The sequence below is a fragment of the Bacillus cereus group sp. MG4 genome, assembly GCF_040460055.1.
GTDB lineage: Bacteria > Bacillota > Bacilli > Bacillales > Bacillaceae_G > Bacillus_A > Bacillus_A wiedmannii.
Genome location: NZ_JARVGZ010000001.1, coordinates 5,120,501 through 5,140,349, shown reverse-complemented (window position 1 = coordinate 5,140,349; position 19,849 = coordinate 5,120,501). Strand labels below are relative to the sequence as shown.

Genomic DNA, 19,849 nt, shown 5'->3' with positions numbered 1-19,849 from the left:
ATGGAATATGGATTCCTTTTTACTATTCACTGAAAAATAAGCTCAGTCTTCAAACTATCTTTCGGTAACAGCCATCCTTTTTGTTCTAAACTCTTCATTAATAATTCTCTTTGTTTTGTTGCAATACTTTCCTCATTTGTTTTAAACGACACTTCTATTACGAAGTCATCTTCTATTTTCCCTGTATTACTTAGTGGCCAAACTTCAATATTCGTTTTAATATTTTCAAATTCAGCTGTATACCTTTTCATTAATACAGGGCCATAAATACGAGAATTTTTGAGCATTTCTTCTCCCCAATTCGTATACAACCATTTGTTCATTTTCCCTGGTAACTTTTCTATTAACATGTTTTGAGCAGCTCGTTCTTTTGGTAAATCAAGTACTCCATATCCTTTAGCACTGTAGCTTTTCTTATTTGAAATACTTAACGTTTTCTTCTCAAATCCCCAATCTATTTCTGCCTCATAGTTATCAGTTTTACTATCAAATCCATCCTTTTGAGCCACTTCTAGTGCATCTTGAATTACACCATTTTGAATCGGATATCTTTTTTTATATGTTAGCTCAAAATCTTTACTAAATTCTTTCTTTCGAATTCTCGCAAACCACCCTTCATTACTTAAATTTTTATTTGCCGTATCTAAAAATTCCACTTGTATTCTTTCATAATTTGTACCAGCCTGAAAATATTCTAATATCTCTTGGTTCATTTCTTTGTTGTAACCTAATACTTGTTCTGGCTTTAATAATAACTTCACTTCAAAACTAGGTTTCATTGGACTAGCAGCAAACCCTTCCTGAACGTTATAAAGGAAACAACAAAAGAAAATGCTTACGAATACAAATACTTTTTTCATATACCTATCCCCTTTACATTTTAAATGACTTCTATACGTTCCATAGTTAGTGAATACACATTTTCATATCCTGCTATACTAAGCTTTTTCTGTAATCGATCCGTATCCTCTTTCAAAGCGTGTACTAACACCGTATGTTCTGGTAATAATGTATTTAACATCTCTTTCACATCTCTTATACTTTGGTGAACTTTATATGGAACTCGCTTCACCCTACATTCTTTACCTACACGTTCTTTCAAAACTTTGTCTGCAAAACCCCCTTTAGCAATATGTCCAGTAAATATAATGGAATTTCGCTCGTCATGCCGAAGTTGTTCATAATATAACTGTGCTCGTTTCGTTTGCATATTCGCATCACTCATTACAACTATTCCATAACTATGTTGCGTACCGATGTTATCATCCATAACTATTACGTTTCTTTTTAAACTCTCCATTAGCTCTTCAAGTTTTTCATTATTTTTGATCCAATCTTTATATACGATCATCTCTTGGAATCCAGCCAAAATTTCTTGATCTACTATAATGGGAAGTTCTTTATATTTTTTATATAAATACAATACGATATCTTGCGCCCTCCCAAGCGGTGGCAATGGTAATAATGCTATTCCCTTCTTTTGAGCAACTCGTTCAACTTCTGCACATAGTTCGTCTACTCGTTCATTTTGCGAAACATCATCAGTGTGATACGCGGCATCTACGATTGCAACTTTTATATCGACATGCAATTTCTCAGGTAAATTAGCTCGTAGTATGTTAGACTCTGCTGAATAATCGCCAGAATAAAATACATATGTATGACTCATATCCACTAAAAACCAAACAGCCCCTAATACATGTCCGCTATACCCCCATTGAAACCGCAATGTAGGTGTAATCTGTACCCATTCATTTGGATTACTAATCTCATCAATATATACATAATTTAAATCTTTAACATTTTGGTCGTTATAAGGTACATTCCATCCTCGCGTCAAATTGTAGTTTCTCCATTTTTCGTAATAAGCTGGAAGTTGTTCCTTCGTATAACGGGTCGTCCAAATTTTTTTCTTATATCCATACTTCGCTAATAAAGGTAAACCCATCGTATGATCTTCATGAATATGTGATAAAAATACTGCATCTAAAAACGGTACAACTTCCCTCTCTATTTTTGGATAACTATCCTCATATGATCGATTAATACCACAATCAAATACTAGTTTCGTCTCTTTATGGTTTACGAAGTAGCAGGAACGACCGTATTCTCCCGCTCCTCCCCATACTTCTATCCTCATCATGCTACCCCTTTTCGTTTTTGCTCCATATGTTGCAGAAGTAATAAACATATTGTTGTAAGTCCAACTGAAACGACAGCCATCGCCATTCCTATAGATACTTCTCCTTGTTCAAATTGAGCAAAAATAAATGTTGCTGACGTTTCTACTGATGGAGGTAGTACGAGCAGCGATGCTACTAACTCTCTTATCGAGATTGTAAATGTCATCGCCCATCCAGCAAGAATACCCGGGATAATAAGAGGTAATATTATTTTTCTAAAAATATAAATATAATTTCCAGAAAAAATGGTTCCTGCCTGTACAAGAGAATCATCAATTTGCCCGAGCGATGCTTTTACATACTGCACCGTATAAGGTAAAAAAAGAACAACGTACGTCACGATAACCATGACTGGTGTATTGTAAATTGACATGGGCATATAGGGTGAATTCCAAAATAAAATCAGCCCTACAACCATCACGATTCCTGGTACCATATTCGGTAACATACCGCACATATCAAGCCATTTTTCAGAGGACTTTTTCCCCTTTCGGATCATAAGCGCCAAAAACACTCCAATCATTACAGCAATAATCGCTGTTATAAGTGAAAAGAGAAAACTGTTCCATAAAGCTTCTAATCCTGGAGAGCCAATTGTAAACAATGCTTCATAATGGCTTGTTGTAAAGTTGTTTACATGCAAGCCGCCGCCTCTTAATTTTGATAATGAAGCAATCAGTATAGAAAAGTATGGGATTCCAATTGATACGATTAATAAACCAATTACATAGCCCCATGCCACAACGCGTGTAAATATAGACAATGTATACCTTTTAGATTTCACACCTTTTCCACTAACCATTGCATATGAATACTTTCGATTTAATACATTTTGCATATACCAAATGAGCATACATGCACTAAGTAATAAAGAAGATAATGCTGTTGCACTACTAAAATCAATCGGCCAACTCGAAATAAATTTATGAATCTCTGATGTTAACACATGAAATCCTATTCTTCGTCCGAATGTAGCTGGTGTTCCAAATTCAGCAATCGTCTTTACGAAAATGAGTAAAGCACCCATTACATAACTTGATACTAATAACGGCAATATTATTTTTCGTAAACGATAGAAAAATCCTCCACCATGAACTGCTGCCGCTTCTTCTTTACTACTTCCAATTTGAAGTAACGTGTTTTTCAACATGAAGTAAAGAAATGGGAATAAATGCAGACTCATAATTAAAACCATACCTCCTAAACTAAAAAACGAAGATGAAATCGTCTTTAGCATCGGGAAAAACTGTTCGAAATAGCCGTTCGGTTGCATGAACAAAATCCAGCCCATCGATCCAATATATGGCGGTGTCATAAATGGAATCATAAAAATAACATCTAACTTACTATATTTTCCAACATCTGTTTTGCTCATAATAAACGCTAATGGAAATGCAAATACGGTTGCTCCTATTACTACGAGTACACCTAGGAGCATCGAGTTTAGAAAAATCCCAGCTAATCCACCACTATGCATCACTTCAAAAGGCTTTAAAAAATTCCAACTACTATTTTCATATACACTAGAAAGTAAAATGAGAAAAAGCGGAATGACGATTAACATCGCCACAAGTAACAACGCTAACGTCATTCCAACTTGTCTTACTGATACGAATCGATTTACCATGTAATCACCATCTTATTGAAATACTTTCTTAAATTGTTTTCCTATTTCATCTTGTTCCTTCTCAACTGTTTTCCAATCAATATTTAATACTGGAATCTCTTCCACATTTGGTCTATTTTCAGCTTTTATATCTGTTCTACCAGGCAATAAATATGCTTTAGAAATTTGTTTTTGCACATCATCTGATAATAAATAATCAATAAACTCTTTTGCACCTTCTACATTTTTACTATCCTTCATAATGCCTGCTGCGCGTGGACTAATGACTGTTCCGCTTTTTGGATATACGATATCAACTGGTTCACCCTTTGCTTTTGCACTGTACGTCATATAATCAACACCCGCAATGACCATATCTTTTGCACCTGTTACAACTGGATCTAATGCCTCTTGGTTTGCCCCTGCTACTGTAACTTCATTTTTCTTAAGTTGTTCAAATAAATTCCATCCATCTTTTCCATTCTTTTTCACGTATCCTGTTACAAAGTCTAAAGCTGAACCTGAAAGTGCTGGATCTGGAAGATTCACTTTCCCTTTCCATTCTCCTTTTGTTATATCGCTCCAATCTTCAGGCGCTGTCTTCACATTTTTTGTGTTATACACAATTCCTAATGCGGAAGCACTATACCCGAAATAATGACCTTTATCATCCGACCATTCTGGACGAAGCTTATCAGCTTGTTTTGCTTCTTTATAAGCTAACGTTTGACCATATCCTTCCATCGCTGGTAAAGAAGCAAGTACGACTACGTCAACGACTGGTTTTTTCTTTTCAGCTTCCATTCTCGCTAAAATTTTTCCAGTTGTCCCTTGAAACATTTCCACTTTTATACCCGTTTTCTTTTCAAAGTCCTTTTGAATTTTTTCTGCTAATCCTTTTGGTCCTGCACTATATACAACAATTTTCTTTTCATTAGTAGTTTTACTTTTTGCATCTGCATTACCTGTCTTTGAACTACAGCCTGTTACGACAGCAGAAAATAATAATGTACATACAAATAAAGACTTAAGCGAACTGAATTTCTTCATACGATTCTCCCCCTATATGATGAATACATTTTTTTGGTACGTATAACGATACCGGTTTCCCGATACTTAACTTACTATTGTGATAAGCTGTCCATACACCGCGTGTCCCCATGTTTACTTTCACTTCATAACGTTCCCCTACATATGTAACGTGCTGAATTTCACCTGTATACATTTCGCACACTTCATTTTTGGTCCAGCTCACATGCTCTGGACGAACCATTTCTTTACCCTCTACAAGCCAATTTGCCTTACCAACAAATTTTGCAACAAATTCATGCGATGGCTTCACGTAAATGTCTTCTGGTGTTCCTTTTTGTAATACTTCTCCTTGTTCCATAACAATAATTTGGTCTGACATTGACATAGCTTCTGTTTGATCGTGCGTGACATACAATGCCGTTAAACCGATCGAATGAACGATATCCATAAGCTCTAATCGCATTTCTTCTCGCAAAATTGCATCGAGTGCACTCAGCGGTTCATCGAACAAAATAAAATGTGGTTTCGTTACAATTGCTCTAGCAAATGCGACACGTTGCTGCTGTCCACCAGAGAGTTCATGCGGATATCTTTTCTCCATCCCTTGCAGGCGAACTCGCTTTATTGCATCTTCTACTTTTTCCCGTAATTGATTCGTTTGCTTTGTAGCTCTTAAACCAAATGCGACATTTTCAAATACAGTCATGTGTGGCCATAAAGCAAAATCTTGAAATACCATACCGATATTACGTTCATGAGGAGATGTTTTTATTTTTTTCGCACCAGAATACATACACGTATCTCCAAAATATATTTCACCTTTATCTGGCTCTTCAAGTCCTGCAATCATTCTAAGTAAAGTCGTTTTCCCGCATCCCGAAGGCCCTAAAAGTGTGGTGAATTCACCTTGTTTCATGACAATTTGTAACGGCTTTAACGCCTGCGTTTTTCCAAAATTCTTTTCTAATCCACTAATTTTAATATCCATCGTTTCACCTCTCTCCCCTCACTCTTAACCTGCTTTCATTCTATATGGAAGATTTATACTGAATGTTAATGTACTGTAAAGATTAAATTAAAAAACTTCTAATAAACTATTTATTTCTATAGATTTTTTCTATAGTTAAAATAAAAAAGGCGGCAATTCATAATGAATCTCTTAAAATTGGAAATTGTAGTGCTTATTAAGAAATACAAAAAGCTTACAATCGTTGCAGAAAAACTAGGTGTTAAACAACCTACTATTACATTCCATATAAAAAGCCTAGAAGAGGAACTCGGTGTATCTTTATTCGAATTACGTTCGGGAAGGTATTTCTTAACAGAGGCTGGTGAGGCATTACATCATTATGCTTGTAAAATAGATGCACTTATGAAAGAAGCTAGACGGGTCACGCAGGAGTTTAAAGATTTTCATAAAGGCGCTATAACAATTGGCGCTAGTTATGTACCAGCGACTTATCTTTTACCAGAAATTGTTCATCAATTTCAATGCGAATTTCCAAATATAAAAATAACACTTATGGTAAAAACAGCTCCTGAAATTCGAACGATGCTACAAAATCATGAAATTGATCTCGGTGTAATTTCCGCAGCACCGTTTGATGAATTACTTTTAAAACAGGCAAATGTAATGCCTGATACACTTGTTCTTGCTTTCTCCAAAGAACATCATTTCTCGAAAAAAGGAAATGTATCACTACAAGATATTGAAAAAGAACGTATACTATTGCATCGTAATCCATCTACAACGAGAGATTTACTTACAAAATGGATGTTAGCTCATAACATTACATTCCAATCTGAAATTGAATTAGATTCATTAGAAACAATGAAACAAATTTTAAAATATTGTAATGGTGTCGCTTTTATTTCTAAACTAGCTATTGAACAAGAAGTACAACGAAATGAACTATGCTATATACCCATCCCGGGATTTGAATTTCAACGTAACATTTATACGATTCATCATGAGGACAGATGGAATTCTAAAATTATTTCTTTTTTACTACATAGCATCGCTTCTTATGCAGAAAAAGATTAAAAGGCTGTCGTTATACACGACAGCCTTTTAAACGATAACTCTATTTATTTTTCTTCGTTTCAATTTTTGCTTGCGCCTCTTCAGCCTTATCTAACGCTTCTGAAACTTTCTTCTCTTTTTCTTTCACATCATCTATACTATCGACAGCTTTAATGAGTTTATCAATTCCTTCTTCTTCTACTTTTCTACGCTTGGCTACTCTTTCATTCACTTTCTCTTCTACATCTTTTGCTTTTTGAAGCATATTCTCTGCATTTGATGTTACAGCTTTTTCAAGTGCATCATCTTTTTTCTTTTGTAACACTTCATTTGCAATGTCTTTCGCTTCTAAATACTTACCGTCTTTTAATGCTGTTGCTCCGTGATCCATTCTCTCTGCAACTTCTTTATATGATTTTGCTTCATTTCCTGATTTCTCTTTTTCTGCTTTTTCAAACCACATCGTTGCATCACTATATTTTTCATCTTTCAATGATTGCATACCTGTTTCAATATATGTGTCATAATTGCTACATCCAGCCATTACGACTAACAGAAAAAGCATAACAAAACTTAATTTTTTCATGATGTTTTCTCCTTTTCTTTGCCTGCTCACTATACTGTAACATACATGAAAAAGAGTTTCAAAAACTAAAATACTAATTTGGTCATTTTTATAATGATAAGTCAAATTTTTATTATTTTCTTATTTTTAAGCCGACACATCTACTTGTTTTTTCGCCATATGTTGCTTTACTCCAACTAATACAACTAACAATACCCCCCCGCCTATCGTCATCATAACAATGCTAGTTGGCAACATATCTAATAATAATCCATATACAATCATACCAAGCGGTGCGATTGCAGTCGCAATTGTTTCAAGTAGGCCAAACACACGCCCTAAGTAGCTCGGATCTGTCGTCTTTTGCATATGTACTTGCATCGGAATATTTACAATCATAATTGATATACCCGTTAACATCATAAAAGCTATATAGTAAATAAAACTTGCCACTTTTGGAATGGTAACTAACAACGGGAAGACTGTACATAAACTCAAACCAGCAAACAAAAACAGTCCCGTATAAATAGAACGAAACGGATTATTCACTTCTTTACGCACTGATAAAGCAATCGCCCCCATTAACATCCCGACTGCTAACATTCCCTCTACAGTACCGAGTTGCTTTGAAGATAAATGCAATGTATGGACGATAATGTATGGAAGTGCAACGGTTAGCCCACAAGCAAAAAAGTTTACCCACAATGCTATTTTCATTAAGCTATATATTTCATGCTGTCGTTTTACATATGAAAAACCTTCTTTTATACTCGTCAAGAAATGCTCTTTACTCCCAGCCACTTCTTTTTTATATAAATCAAACACAATAAATAATTGCAAAATAACCGCTAAAAAGAATGTAATGCTATTTAACAAAAAGAACGACTTAATGGAAAAGAAACCAAATACAACTCCACCAATAATCGGCCCTAAAATATTTGATAAAGAAGCTGCCGTTTGATTTAAAGCACTCGCTTTTTGAATACGCCCCTCATCCACTAAACTCGGAATAGACGACGTTAATGCAACAGAATAAAAACTTGCACAAATTGATAATAATGCTGCTGAAATATAAATAAAAAGAAGTGATGGTCCAAATATAGTAACAAGAATAAACATAATAAGCATCGTTAAACTACTTAATAAATCTGTACCAATGACAAGCCATTTTCGATTGGCACGGTCAGCTACAGCACCTGCAATTGGACCACAGATCATCCTTGGAAGTGATCCGCAAACGAGCGTAATTGCAAACCCCATTCCTGAACCAGTTGTCTTTAGTACGTATAACCCCATTGCAAACGTATAAATACCCGCCCCTAACAAAGACGTCATCTTTCCAATCATCATTAAAATGATATTTCTCGTTGCAATCTTCATTCTTGAATCAGCTTGACCTATACTTACATCTTCCATTATGACACTCTCCCCTTAAAAGTTAAATTGTGTTAAACTTATTATATAATCAACTTTCCAATTATTACAACAAAAAGTTTAATTGTATTTAACTTTTTTAATTATAAAGGAGCTACAATATGGCAACTCTCGGAGAAAAAATTAAGGCATTGCGAAAAGAAAAAAAGCTTACTCAAACAGCACTGGCAGGTTCCGAATTGACAAAAAGCATGCTTAGTCAAATTGAAAATGGAAAAGCTACACCTTCTATGAAAACATTACAATATATTGCAGAAAAACTTGAATGTGAAACGAGTTTTTTATTAGAAGAAGATGATGTAGAAATTGTAGCACTCATTCAAAAAATGGAGCCATTAATAAAAGCAAATAAATGCGATGAAGTATATGAGACTTTACTACCTATCGTTCAAAAAGAACTACCTCTTACTTTAAATACAGCACGTTTATATAAACAGTTCATAACTGGAGCGGCTATTATGAACGATTATAATATTGAATATTACGTTGAAAAAGCTGTTTCTATATTTGAAAAATATACTTTGTATCGCGAAAGTACTGAAACGAAACTACTGTTTTACTATATGCTCTACAAACGGAAAAAATATAAAGAATGTTTACAGTTGATTACCAGAATTCGCGATGAATATAAAACGAAGAATTTAGAAATGGACCTTATTACACATATACAATTATATTTAAAAGAAGCAATTATTTTACTCGCATATGGTAATTATGAAAAATGTGAAAAAGTCATTTTAGATGCACTTGCATTTTCAAAAAAACATCAAGTGTATTATAAAACAGATGAATTTTACCGTATTTTATCTTATCAAAAAATCATTACAACTGATAAAGAAAGATATTTATATTACATAAAAAAATCTGAGCAATTTGCCATATTTACAGAAGATACTTTATCTGCTGCAAATATACATATATTAAAAGCTTATTACTACAATACAATTACAAACGAATATACCATTGCATTAGAACATCTAGAACAATTCCGAGAAAAACTAAAAGATGTACCAATTTTTCAAGACGATGGACTGTATTATCTTGAAAAAGGAAAATCTTTGTATGGTTTAAAACATTACAAGGAAGCTTTAGGAGTATTAGATCGTGCTATCATACCGGATTATATGAGTCATCCACTTGATCAATCGTGGTTATTAACAGCTGGATCTTATCGTGCCCTTTGCTATATAGAACTTCAAGATAAAACAGCTGCACTCAAAGAAGCAAAAGAAGCAGTTCAAGCGATAGATAGCTATCCTGATTCCATCTTCTCTTCATTTATTAAAGAAACATTACAAATAATACAAAAACTTTAAAAATGTCTCGAAATGGTATATTATTCCTCCCTTTTTGCAAAGATAATAATGATGGGAGGAATATAAATGAATATACAACGTGCAAAAGAGCTTTCCGAGTCATCTGAAGAAGCCAATGTCAGTTTTCAAGGCATGCCTGTTATGATTCAACACGTCGATGAAAGCAACGAAACCGCCCGCATATATGAAGTAACAAATCCAAAACGCGAATTAACTGTTCCAGTTAATAGCTTAGAGGAAATATAAAAAATGCCACTTCGATTTTGAAGTGGCATTTTCTTTTATTATATGTTGCATCACTCGTTTTTCCTTTTTAATAAACCGTACAATCCTATACAAATTACAATGAGACCCACTATGCCAAAAGCCAGTTTTTCAAATAAATCTCTTGTTTCATGCCTCCTCACATCTACTATACTTTTGTTTTGTCTTTCAATTTCATTTTGCTCTGCTTCTACTCGCTCCCCATACACTAACAAACGATATTTACTTGATGTATATGGTTCACACGTAAGTAATGTAACTTTATCTTTTCCTTTTATTACATTTAATTTATCAACTTGATTAGGATTAATAATCTCACGGCCAACTACTTTATACTCTTGCTGCTTTCCAAATACCTTTACATAGAATAAGTCTCCATCAGTTAACCGATCAAGATGGCGAAACATCTTTGCCCCGTGATAACCTCGATGCCCTGCTAAAACAGTATGTGTATCTTTCCCACCAATTGGTAATGAAGTCCCTTCAATTTGCCCTATCCCTTTACTTAAGTTTTCTTGACTCGCCCCTAAATAAATTGGCAACTCCTCATTTATTTTTGGAATTGTAATTGTACCAAATACTTCAGTTTTATTTATAAAATCTAATTGTTCGTTATTTACTTTTTCATCATGAACAAATGGATCATTCATTTTAAAAGTAGTTTTACCTAATAAGCTATTATACGTTTCCATCCTACGAAATTTCTCATTAACATCTTCTACTTTTAAATTATCAACCACTTTTTCGTAACGGATTACTCTCGTTTTATATACATAATTGTTTATATAATTAGCGACCAATGGATATAGAAATAGAGATAAACCTGCAAGGAACAAAACTAAACTTATGAATCCCCTTCTCACACACTCACCACACAATACATACTATTTTCGTTTTTTTAAATAGATTATTAGAAGGACAATGCAAATAATACCAATAGAAAAAACGATCATCCAATCTTCTAAAATGAAAGGTTTTGTAATCATTTCTTTTTCTTCAGCATCATATGGAACACGGTGTCCTCTCACTAGTAACCTATGCGTGTTCACTCCATAAGGGGTACACGTAATTAATGTTGCGTAATCTTGTCCTTGTACAACTAATAAATCTTCTGTTTCATTTGGTAATACGATTTTTATTTGATCTACCTTATAAGCAAGTACTTTATCTAACGAATGAATATAAAACACATCATTCTTTTCAATTTTGTCTAAATGGGTAAACATAAGCGCTGAGGGTAAACCTCGATGTCCTGTTAAAACTGTATGTGTATTTTCTCCACCTACCGGTAATGAGGATTCATTTAATTGCCCAATTCCACGGCTTAGCACTTCTTCCGCCGTTCCTTGATAAATTGGAAGGTTCACATCTATTTTCGGAATTTCTATATATCCCATAATTTCGCCGATATTTAGCACATCTACATGGGAACTTTTTTTCTCCTCACCATTTTCATGAAACGGATCCGAAAATGTCTGCGTCGTATTTTGAACTTTCTTATTATACTCTTGTGCTTCTGTTTCTTTACGATTAATCTCTTCTTTCTCCAACTCCTTTATCGCTTCATCATACATACTCACTTCTGAATAATGAGTTCTCGTTGCAAACCAATTACTTACAGTTGGATATAAAAATATACTTAACCCTAGTAAAAAAATACTTCCAAAAATAATATTTCTTTTCATAACATCCTCTTTCACTACGGATAAAATGTGGAAAAGAGGAAAGCAATATGCCTTTCCTCTTTACTAAACTCAATTATTATAAAGATATCAATTAAGAATTCTTAACAGGTTTCTTTCTAAAGAAAATAAGCGCTGCTGTCATCATTAATAAAAGACCAGTTACTGTGAAGAAAATTGTTCCCATTCCACCTGTTGCTGGAATAATCCAACCGCTCTTATTATTCTCAACTTGTAGCTCTATTGTTTGATGTTTTTCATCAATCGTAATATCAATCGGGTCTCTTAACTTTTGATAGTGTTCGACTGCACCGTCTTTATCCTTATACTTTGGTGCTTCCGTCTCAACAATTTGATATTCACCGTACGGGATTTCATTCCATGTAATAATACCATTTGCATCTGTTATATCATTCATTTCTTTCCCATTAACTTTTATAACATTACCTTTTTTATCTTGTAATTGAAACTTCGCACCTTCTAATTTAAGCGTCTTATCCTTACCATCAACTTTTTCAATTTTAATATTTCCCGTTGTCGGTGTGACCACCACTTCATTAGATGGCTTTCCATCTTTTTCTGATGAAACATCATCTTTGTTTACAAAATCAAGTACTGCTTTGTTCGGAATTTTCACTCCAGATTCAACATCACTTTTAATTTTTGCAGTAATTTGTAAATGAAGCTCTTTTCCATTTATTTTTGAAAAATCTTCAATCGTAGCGGTTACTTTTTGACCTTCTACAACTACTTTTACACTATCATCTTCAACTTTCTTTCCATCAACCATAACAATTGGTAGGCCTTTTATTTCCAAACGATCATCTAAAATATCTGTTACAACATATTTTTTATATGATTGAATATCTTCAGGAAGTAGTGTTTTAATATCATACGTATAATCTGTCTCTTTATTAATTCCAGCTACTTTTGAACCGTTATTTATACTTTTAGTAATGGTAGGTTCTTTATAGTTCTTTATATCATCCAGCTTAACTACTTCACCAGATTCCTTAATAGAGAAAGGACGCTCCTCTTTACTAGTTAAATAACCTGTTGGAGCCTTATGCTCAATAAAATAATAATAATCCCCATATTCTAGCGAATCAACACGAACTTTACCATCTTCACCTGTTACTAATGAACTCGGTGTCTTAACTTGTGTACTAGTTCCATCCTTATTCTTTTTAAATAAATGGAACTCTGCATCTTTTAATACTTTACCGGCTTCACCTTTTTTTACGAATTCTACTGAACCACGTTTTGTTTCATTTTTAGGGTAAATATGAACATCGTAATTTAAATCTTTACCGTCTGCACTTGTCATTGGAATATCGACAATAAAAGTAGTCTTATCCAACGCAATATGTTTTGGACCTTCAATTGCTTTTACTTCATAACGTCCTAGCGGAAGATTTGTAAAAACAGCTTCCCCTTTTGTGTTTGTTACCTTTGTTATTGCAGCGTCTTTTACTGGTTTTGCATCTTCTTTTATAACAGTTCCATCATTTGAAATTTTTTCAAATGACTCAATTCGTTTAATTTCAAAAGTTACACCTTCTAAAGGTTTTGCATCTTCTGGAACAGTTTGTCCTTCTTTCCCATTACCTTCTGTAGTTGTTTTAGAACCTTTACTTTGTTCAAACTTGTGAATCGTTAAAGTACCTGTACTTCTAGATTCCGCACTAACAATTATGTTAGATAACGTTGAAAAAGCTAACATACAGATTAAAAATAAACTAAAAATCTTTTTCATTGTCGTCCACTCCCTATCATTTTCATTGCTTTTGTTATTTCTATCTCTCATTGTTTCTCTTTCTAACAAAGAGGAACAATGTAACCAACATCAATATTCCACCAATTGCATAATAAATACTTGTCCCTATTCCACCAGTCTCTGGAATAACAAATTCACTCTTCTTATTTACTACTCTTATTTTTTGTGAATCCATTCCAGACTTCACTTCTATTTCTACTGGCTCTCTCATCAACATATATCCTTTTGGTGCCTGTACTTCTTTTAATGTATATTTCCCAATTATTAATGGAGTTGAAGTTGCTAAACCATTTTTATCAGTTGTTAATGTACATACTGTATTTCCATCTTTACTTATCACTTCAAATACTGCGCCTTCTAATTTGAGGTTTTCATCGTTCGCATCTACTTTTTCAATCTCAAACTTTCCTAATGTTGGTGGTACTACAAATACTTCATTTGATATGGATTTCTTCTGATCAAACAGTAACTCTGCTTTATTTGGAATACCATTATTCTCTTTATATTTCGTTAGTATATCTGCACTTACATTAGCATTTAGTGTTGACTTAATATGCATTGTGTAAGATTGATTCGCAAGATAATTATAGTTTCCGTCCTGCTTTGGTAACTCAATACTTACTTTCTTTAATTGTTCATCAATTTGCGGTATAACTTCTATTTCTTCTCCGTCGCTGTTTACAAGTCGTACTTGTAGGACAGTTAACACATCTTCTAAGTCATCCTGCAATACCACTTTTTCAAGGTTCATGACATCATTACCAAAATTATAGTTTACATGCCATGTAAACTCTTCACCTACACTTTGTAATGTCGCCTTTTCCACTTCTTTTTCATCTGCATCCGAAACCTTCTTTCTTACCGTAGGCTCCCTTGCTTCCACATTCGTTTTTACATTCGGTTTTTGTGGTGGTAAATCTTCATTATCTGGTGTTTTCCCCTCAATAACCGCTATGTTCTCAATTTCTTTCGTTTTTAATGCGTCTTGCGTAACTTTCACTTTAAAAGTTACCGTTCTTTCTTCTGTATCAAGTACATCACCAAAGTTTACTTTGATCGTGTTATCCTCATACGATCCTTCATCTTCGTCAACTGCATCTGTCATTCGCTTCCCATTCAACTTCATACTACCAGCTATATACTCTATACCTCCAGGAAGCTTATCCGTTAGACGCATATCTTTAATAAGCCCATTTTCTACCTTATTTCGAAGTTTAATTTGATACTCTAATTCATCATTGACATGGAATTTTTCTTGCTTAATACCAATAATCTCTTTCTTCGATTCTAGTTGACCAGACAACGGGTCAACTGGTGTTTCAACTTCTGGCTTTTCCTTATCTTTCGAACTATCAGTCTCAACTATTGCTATATTTTTTATTTTCTTATTTGCCATCTCCGGCTTTACAACAACTTCAAACGTAATTGCTTTCTCTTCCTCACCTTTAAGGTCGCCGAGATGAGCATAAATCGTTCCATCTTTTATATGTGCATGATCTTCATCTTCAACATCCGTTTGTTCCTTCCCGTTTATCTTCAACGTATTTGGAACATATTCTACTTCTTCAGGGAGTTTATCCGTAATTTTAACAGATTTTAAGAGAGAATCTGGCACACTATTTTTAGTATGAATTGTATACTCTAATTTGTCGCCAACCTTCAGCGTACCACCATTTATATCCTTAGCTAGTTTAGTAGCTACTAACTTCCCGGGTTTCTCCTCTCGTTCGGGTAATACTTTCACTACTACTTTATTAGAAGAGTTATCCTCAACTTTACTTCCTGTTAACTCATCAATCCCTTGAACAACGGCAGTATTAGGAACTTCAGTTTCTACCTTTCTACCTTTTAATGTTGCCTTAAATTCAACGATTGTTTCAGGCGTTTTATCCGTATAAATTCCGCCTTTCGAAGCATTCGCTCCTTCACCAATCCTAATTGTTAACTTTCTCGTCTTTTCATCATAATCAACTTGATCTGTTTGATTCCCCGCGTTCGGACCAGAGATAATTTTCACCGATCCAGGTATAAAGTTTAAACGATGGTCTAGAACATCTGTAATCTTTGTATCAATTGCACTCGAATTCGGCTCAATATTTTTTACTTTCAATCGATATACGATTTCTTCACCGGGTTCGTATTTTTCTTTTACATTAACGACTGATTTTTCAATATCAAGCTCTGGCGCTGTTGCATTTACAGCAAAGGCTAGTGTGTTTAATACGTAGTCATCTTTTGTTGTATATGCTTTTAACTTTACTTCTCGTTGACCTGGCTTAATATACCCTTCTGGTAATTGAATTAAATCCGCATCAATTCCCAAGTTATTTCTATAGTCAGGGGCAAAAGTACCTGGGTACTTATCACGCATATGTTGACCATATTCTGAAATTGTAGAATTAAATATATTGTCGCTAGGGTTTAATGTATCCGTAATTCCTTTCCAATTATTTTTCCCATCAATGTCCATCTCTAACTTATCATTATTCCAATATCGGTCCCCTTGTACAGCAAACACAGATACTTTAGGTTCTAATTTACCACTACTTGCCGCAATAAAATCTTTTATTACAAACTCTTTCGCTCCAGAGCTACTTGCTCGCTTTAATCCTCCATCATAAACAGTAAAAGCTTTTCTCGTTTTTGATTTATCTTTCGTGACAACTAACATGTACCAACCTGCAAAAGAATAATACCCACTACTATAAGCGTAGTATGAATTTGGATAAGGAATATTCGCTACAGTATAACTCCCCTCTTTTGAATTAGATGTTTTCAAAAGTTCCGTTACATTTGCATAGTTAGTATAATACGTACCATTAATTCCAAAACCGTAAGCTAATCCACTTCCATAGTAAGTATAGCTTGGAGACACATCAAAACTCTTTCCTGTTGGAGTTGAAAACTTTATAGGTGCCGTATATTCTTGTTGTTTCAGCTCGTAACGTGTTGAGCTCCAATACAAACCCGCCCACTCAATTTCAGCATCACTTGGTATCGGAATATAAGCTTTTGAAGAATTTTTTGTTCCTGAATCATTATCAACATCTATTAATTCTCTTGTTTGACTAGCAGGCGCAGTTTCCCACGCTACATAATCAATATCTGAATAGAGTATTTTGTCCTTCCTTGCCGAATCAATTTTAACTCCCAAATTCACATTCCCAGTAGAATACATATCACCTTTATGAATAGATTGATAAGTAGGTTTATCGAATCCCTCATCATCTGTTACCGCTGCACTCGCCTTATCAATTGGACTTAAAAACTGTAATTGGGATAATAGCAAGAATAAACTCATAACAACTACAAATACATTTAATATTTTTTTATTTTCTTTTATCTTACTGTGCAAAGAGATCACCTCCTTCAATACATTTTACTAACATATTATATATATATATTTTATATGTATTATTCTAATATAAATCATGTGATTTGTTAACAAAATATGTGATTTATTCCTAATTTATGAATTTGTATATAATAATTTTAAGACTTCTAACACTATCCAATAATAATTAAACTTTGAATATAAATAATATAGAAACTTCTTACTTTAAACCTATTTTATGGTATTCTATATAATGGTAATTACAGAATCCTTATAACCTAATATAAAATTTTCATATTTCCATACCCTATTAATAAAGGAGGCTTTTGATGAACCTTTCTATATACGAAGGTTTAGGCATTATTTTTCTCTTAATAATTATTATTTACGCTCTCGCCCATAAATATTTATGGTCAAAAAAATTACTTACTATTCTATTTCTCGTTAGTAATACTATTTATCTTATTTGGCGAACTTTTTATTCGTTACCAACTATTAATCTCATAAGTATTATGGCGGGTATTATATTGTTAATTACAGAGTGGGCTGGTTATTTACAATCTATCGTTTTCAGCATCATTTCATGGAAGCCGTATAAACGGAAAGAAGTACCTTTATCTACTTTCGAAACATTACCTAAAGTTGACATTTTTATCGCAACTTACAATGAGCCACTCGATTTATTAAAACGAACTGTCGCTGGTTGTACAATGATTACTTATCCGAAAGAGTTGCTCAATATTTACATTTGTGATGATGGTCGACGGGAAAGCGTTAAAAATCTTGCTAGTGAGTTTTCTGTTCACTATATTACTCGTACTGAAAACAATCATGCAAAAGCAGGAAACTTAAATCATGCCATGACCCATTCGACAGGTGATATTATCGTTACAATGGATGCTGATATGGTCCCAAGAGCCAACTTTTTAGAGCGAACGATTGGTTATTTTTCTAAAAATAATGTTGTATTTGTTCAAGCACCACAAGTGTTTTATAATGCTGATCCGTTCCAATATAATTTGTTTTTTGAAGATAATATCGCCAATGAACAAGATTTCTTTATGCGTCAATTAGAGGAAGGAAAAGATCGATTTAACGCTACGATGTATGTTGGTAGTAACGCTCTATTTCGCCGTACTGCTCTTGAAGAAATTGGAGGATTTGCAACTGGCGTTATTACTGAAGATATGGCAACTGGTATGCTACTACAAGCGAACAAATGGGAAACTGTATTTGTCAATGAAACACTCGCTGTTGGATTATCCCCAGAAACGTTTAGCGATTTGTTAAAACAACGTGATCGCTGGTGTCGAGGGAATATTCAAGTCGTAAAAAAATGGAATCCTTTCACTTTAAAAGGATTATCTTTTATGCAGCGTCTTTTATATGCAGATGGAATCCACTATTGGTTTTTCGGCATTTATAAAATGATATTTTTACTAGCACCACTATTATTTTTAGTATTCGATATTTATAGTTTAGAAATTAATTTTATGCAATTATTTATGTTTTGGGCTCCTGCCTTTTTAACGTCACAGCTTATTTTCAAAGCTGTTTCGAATAAAAAACGAACGACTACGTGGAGTCACGTATACGAAGTAGCTATGGCACCTTATATGGGATTTGCTATTTTGTCTGAAACATTCTTACGGAAAAAGTTTCAATTTCATGTAACGAGAAAAGGCGTCCAAAATAACACGAGGCATTTTTTATGGATTGCAAGTGTCCCTCATCTCGTGCTACTAATATTAACAATTATTGCACTTATTCGGGCAACGCTTATGCTTCTATCCCCTGAACAATATCATATTGAAAGAGAAAGCTTATATATTAATATTTTCTGGGTACTTTACAACGGAATAGCTATTATCACTTCCTTATTTGTAGCATTTGAAAGACCGCGTTTCCGAAACTCTGAACGTTTCGTAATAAATTTACCAGGTACTTTACAAACCGAAGATATGACGATTTCTTGCCACGTCCTTGATATTAGTGAAACTGGTGCACGTTTTGAAGTAGATTCATCCATTCCATTTGAAACTTTATCAAGTCTATCTTCCTATACACTATCTTTTGGACAGGTAGAAAAGATTCATAGTACAAAAAAATGGATCCGAAGACAAGCAAATTCAGTACAAATTGGTGTATCGTTTCATGATGTATCCCATGAGCAATATTGTAAACTCATTCTTCATCTATTTAGTAAACCTATTAATGACCGGGTGGAAAAGGTATACGATAAAGCATTTCTTACACTAGCAATTGCATCGTTCATAAAAAACACAAAGAAATCACCAAGACAATTTCGCAGGCAACATATACGTGAACAACTGATGTCTCCTGGAACATTGCATATGAATGGGATGCCGATTGAAGCGACCATTATCGACTATAGTACAGGTGGGTGCCAAGTACAAACGAACACCCCACTCGCGATTGACCAAATTATACAGATAACAATGAATGAGCGTAATATTCAAAAGAAAAAAGCAAAAGTATGTTGGATCCAAAAAAAGGGTCGTAAAATATATGCTGGATTAAAATTTACAGCGTAAAAAAGAAAAGAAGCCGCGTGCTTCTTTTCTTTTTATTTCGTGCTAAAATTCAAACTATGAAATAATTTTCAAGGGGGA

At 33.9% G+C, this 19,849-nt stretch carries 15 protein-coding genes; 4 read left to right on the top strand and 11 right to left on the bottom strand.

The genetic code is table 11. From position 1 onward, the window contains the following. Positions 1-26: 26 nt before the first annotated feature. Genes QCI41_RS27140 through QCI41_RS27120 form a run of 5 tightly spaced genes read right to left on the bottom strand, consistent with a single transcriptional unit; the run spans position 27 to position 5,809 of the window. Positions 27-860, bottom strand: a complete 834-nt coding sequence (locus tag QCI41_RS27140; protein ID WP_353836221.1) for a hypothetical protein — start codon at positions 858-860, stop codon at positions 27-29. Positions 861-880: 20 nt separating this feature from the next. Then, entirely contained in the window at positions 881-2,143 is a 1,263-nt protein-coding gene (locus tag QCI41_RS27135; RefSeq protein ID WP_353836222.1) for an MBL fold metallo-hydrolase, read from the bottom strand. Next, entirely contained in the window at positions 2,140-3,810 is a 1,671-nt protein-coding gene (locus QCI41_RS27130) for an ABC transporter permease (protein ID WP_353836223.1), read from the bottom strand. The genes QCI41_RS27135 and QCI41_RS27130 overlap by 4 nt, the downstream gene beginning before the upstream one ends. Before the next feature lie 12 nt (positions 3,811-3,822). Further along, positions 3,823-4,839, bottom strand: coding sequence for an ABC transporter substrate-binding protein (locus QCI41_RS27125; RefSeq protein WP_353836224.1), 1,017 nt, complete (start codon positions 4,837-4,839; stop codon positions 3,823-3,825). Beyond that, positions 4,817-5,809 carry an ABC transporter ATP-binding protein gene (locus QCI41_RS27120; protein WP_353836225.1) on the bottom strand — a complete coding sequence of 331 codons (993 nt, stop codon included), beginning with the start codon at positions 5,807-5,809 and terminating at the stop codon, positions 4,817-4,819. Before QCI41_RS27120 ends, QCI41_RS27125 begins: the two co-directional genes overlap by 23 nt. Before the next feature lie 162 nt (positions 5,810-5,971). Between QCI41_RS27120 and QCI41_RS27115 the strand changes: the two genes are divergently transcribed. Further along, positions 5,972-6,865, top strand: coding sequence for a LysR substrate-binding domain-containing protein (locus tag QCI41_RS27115; protein ID WP_353836226.1), 894 nt, complete (start codon positions 5,972-5,974; stop codon positions 6,863-6,865). Positions 6,866-6,905: 40 nt separating this feature from the next. On the opposite strand, the gene QCI41_RS27110 is transcribed toward QCI41_RS27115, so the two are convergent. Continuing rightward, the gene (locus tag QCI41_RS27110; RefSeq protein ID WP_353836227.1) at positions 6,906-7,430 is read right to left on the bottom strand and encodes a hypothetical protein; all 525 of its coding nucleotides are present in this window, start codon (positions 7,428-7,430) and stop codon (positions 6,906-6,908) included. A gap of 126 nt (positions 7,431-7,556) precedes the next feature. Continuing rightward, positions 7,557-8,825, bottom strand: coding sequence for an MFS transporter (locus QCI41_RS27105; protein WP_353836228.1), 1,269 nt, complete (start codon positions 8,823-8,825; stop codon positions 7,557-7,559). Between the two features lie 119 nt (positions 8,826-8,944). Between QCI41_RS27105 and QCI41_RS27100 the strand changes: the two genes are divergently transcribed. Then, a complete protein-coding gene (locus tag QCI41_RS27100) occupies positions 8,945-10,159 on the top strand; it encodes a helix-turn-helix domain-containing protein (protein ID WP_193671507.1) in 1,215 nt (404 codons plus the stop codon). A gap of 66 nt (positions 10,160-10,225) precedes the next feature. After that, positions 10,226-10,405, top strand: coding sequence for an H-type small acid-soluble spore protein (locus QCI41_RS27095; RefSeq protein ID WP_001025736.1), 180 nt, complete (start codon positions 10,226-10,228; stop codon positions 10,403-10,405). 50 nt (positions 10,406-10,455) lie between these two features. On the opposite strand, the gene QCI41_RS27090 is transcribed toward QCI41_RS27095, so the two are convergent. The 4 genes from QCI41_RS27090 to QCI41_RS27075 form a co-directional block, all read right to left on the bottom strand. Then, entirely contained in the window at positions 10,456-11,286 is an 831-nt protein-coding gene (locus QCI41_RS27090) for a class C sortase (RefSeq protein WP_353836229.1), read from the bottom strand. A gap of 21 nt (positions 11,287-11,307) precedes the next feature. Further along, positions 11,308-12,108, bottom strand: a complete 801-nt coding sequence (locus tag QCI41_RS27085) for a class C sortase (protein WP_353836230.1) — start codon at positions 12,106-12,108, stop codon at positions 11,308-11,310. A gap of 91 nt (positions 12,109-12,199) precedes the next feature. Continuing rightward, positions 12,200-13,861: a SpaH/EbpB family LPXTG-anchored major pilin gene (locus QCI41_RS27080; protein ID WP_353836231.1), complete on the bottom strand. Its 1,662-nt coding sequence runs from the start codon at positions 13,859-13,861 to the stop codon at positions 12,200-12,202. A 40-nt stretch (positions 13,862-13,901) separates the two neighbouring features. Then, entirely contained in the window at positions 13,902-17,237 is a 3,336-nt protein-coding gene (locus tag QCI41_RS27075) for an isopeptide-forming domain-containing fimbrial protein (RefSeq protein ID WP_353836232.1), read from the bottom strand. 308 nt (positions 17,238-17,545) lie between these two features. Here QCI41_RS27075 and QCI41_RS27070 point away from each other — a divergent pair, with 308 nt between their 5' ends. Next, entirely contained in the window at positions 17,546-19,771 is a 2,226-nt protein-coding gene (locus QCI41_RS27070) for a glycosyltransferase (protein WP_353836233.1), read from the top strand. Positions 19,772-19,849: the final 78 nt, after the last annotated feature.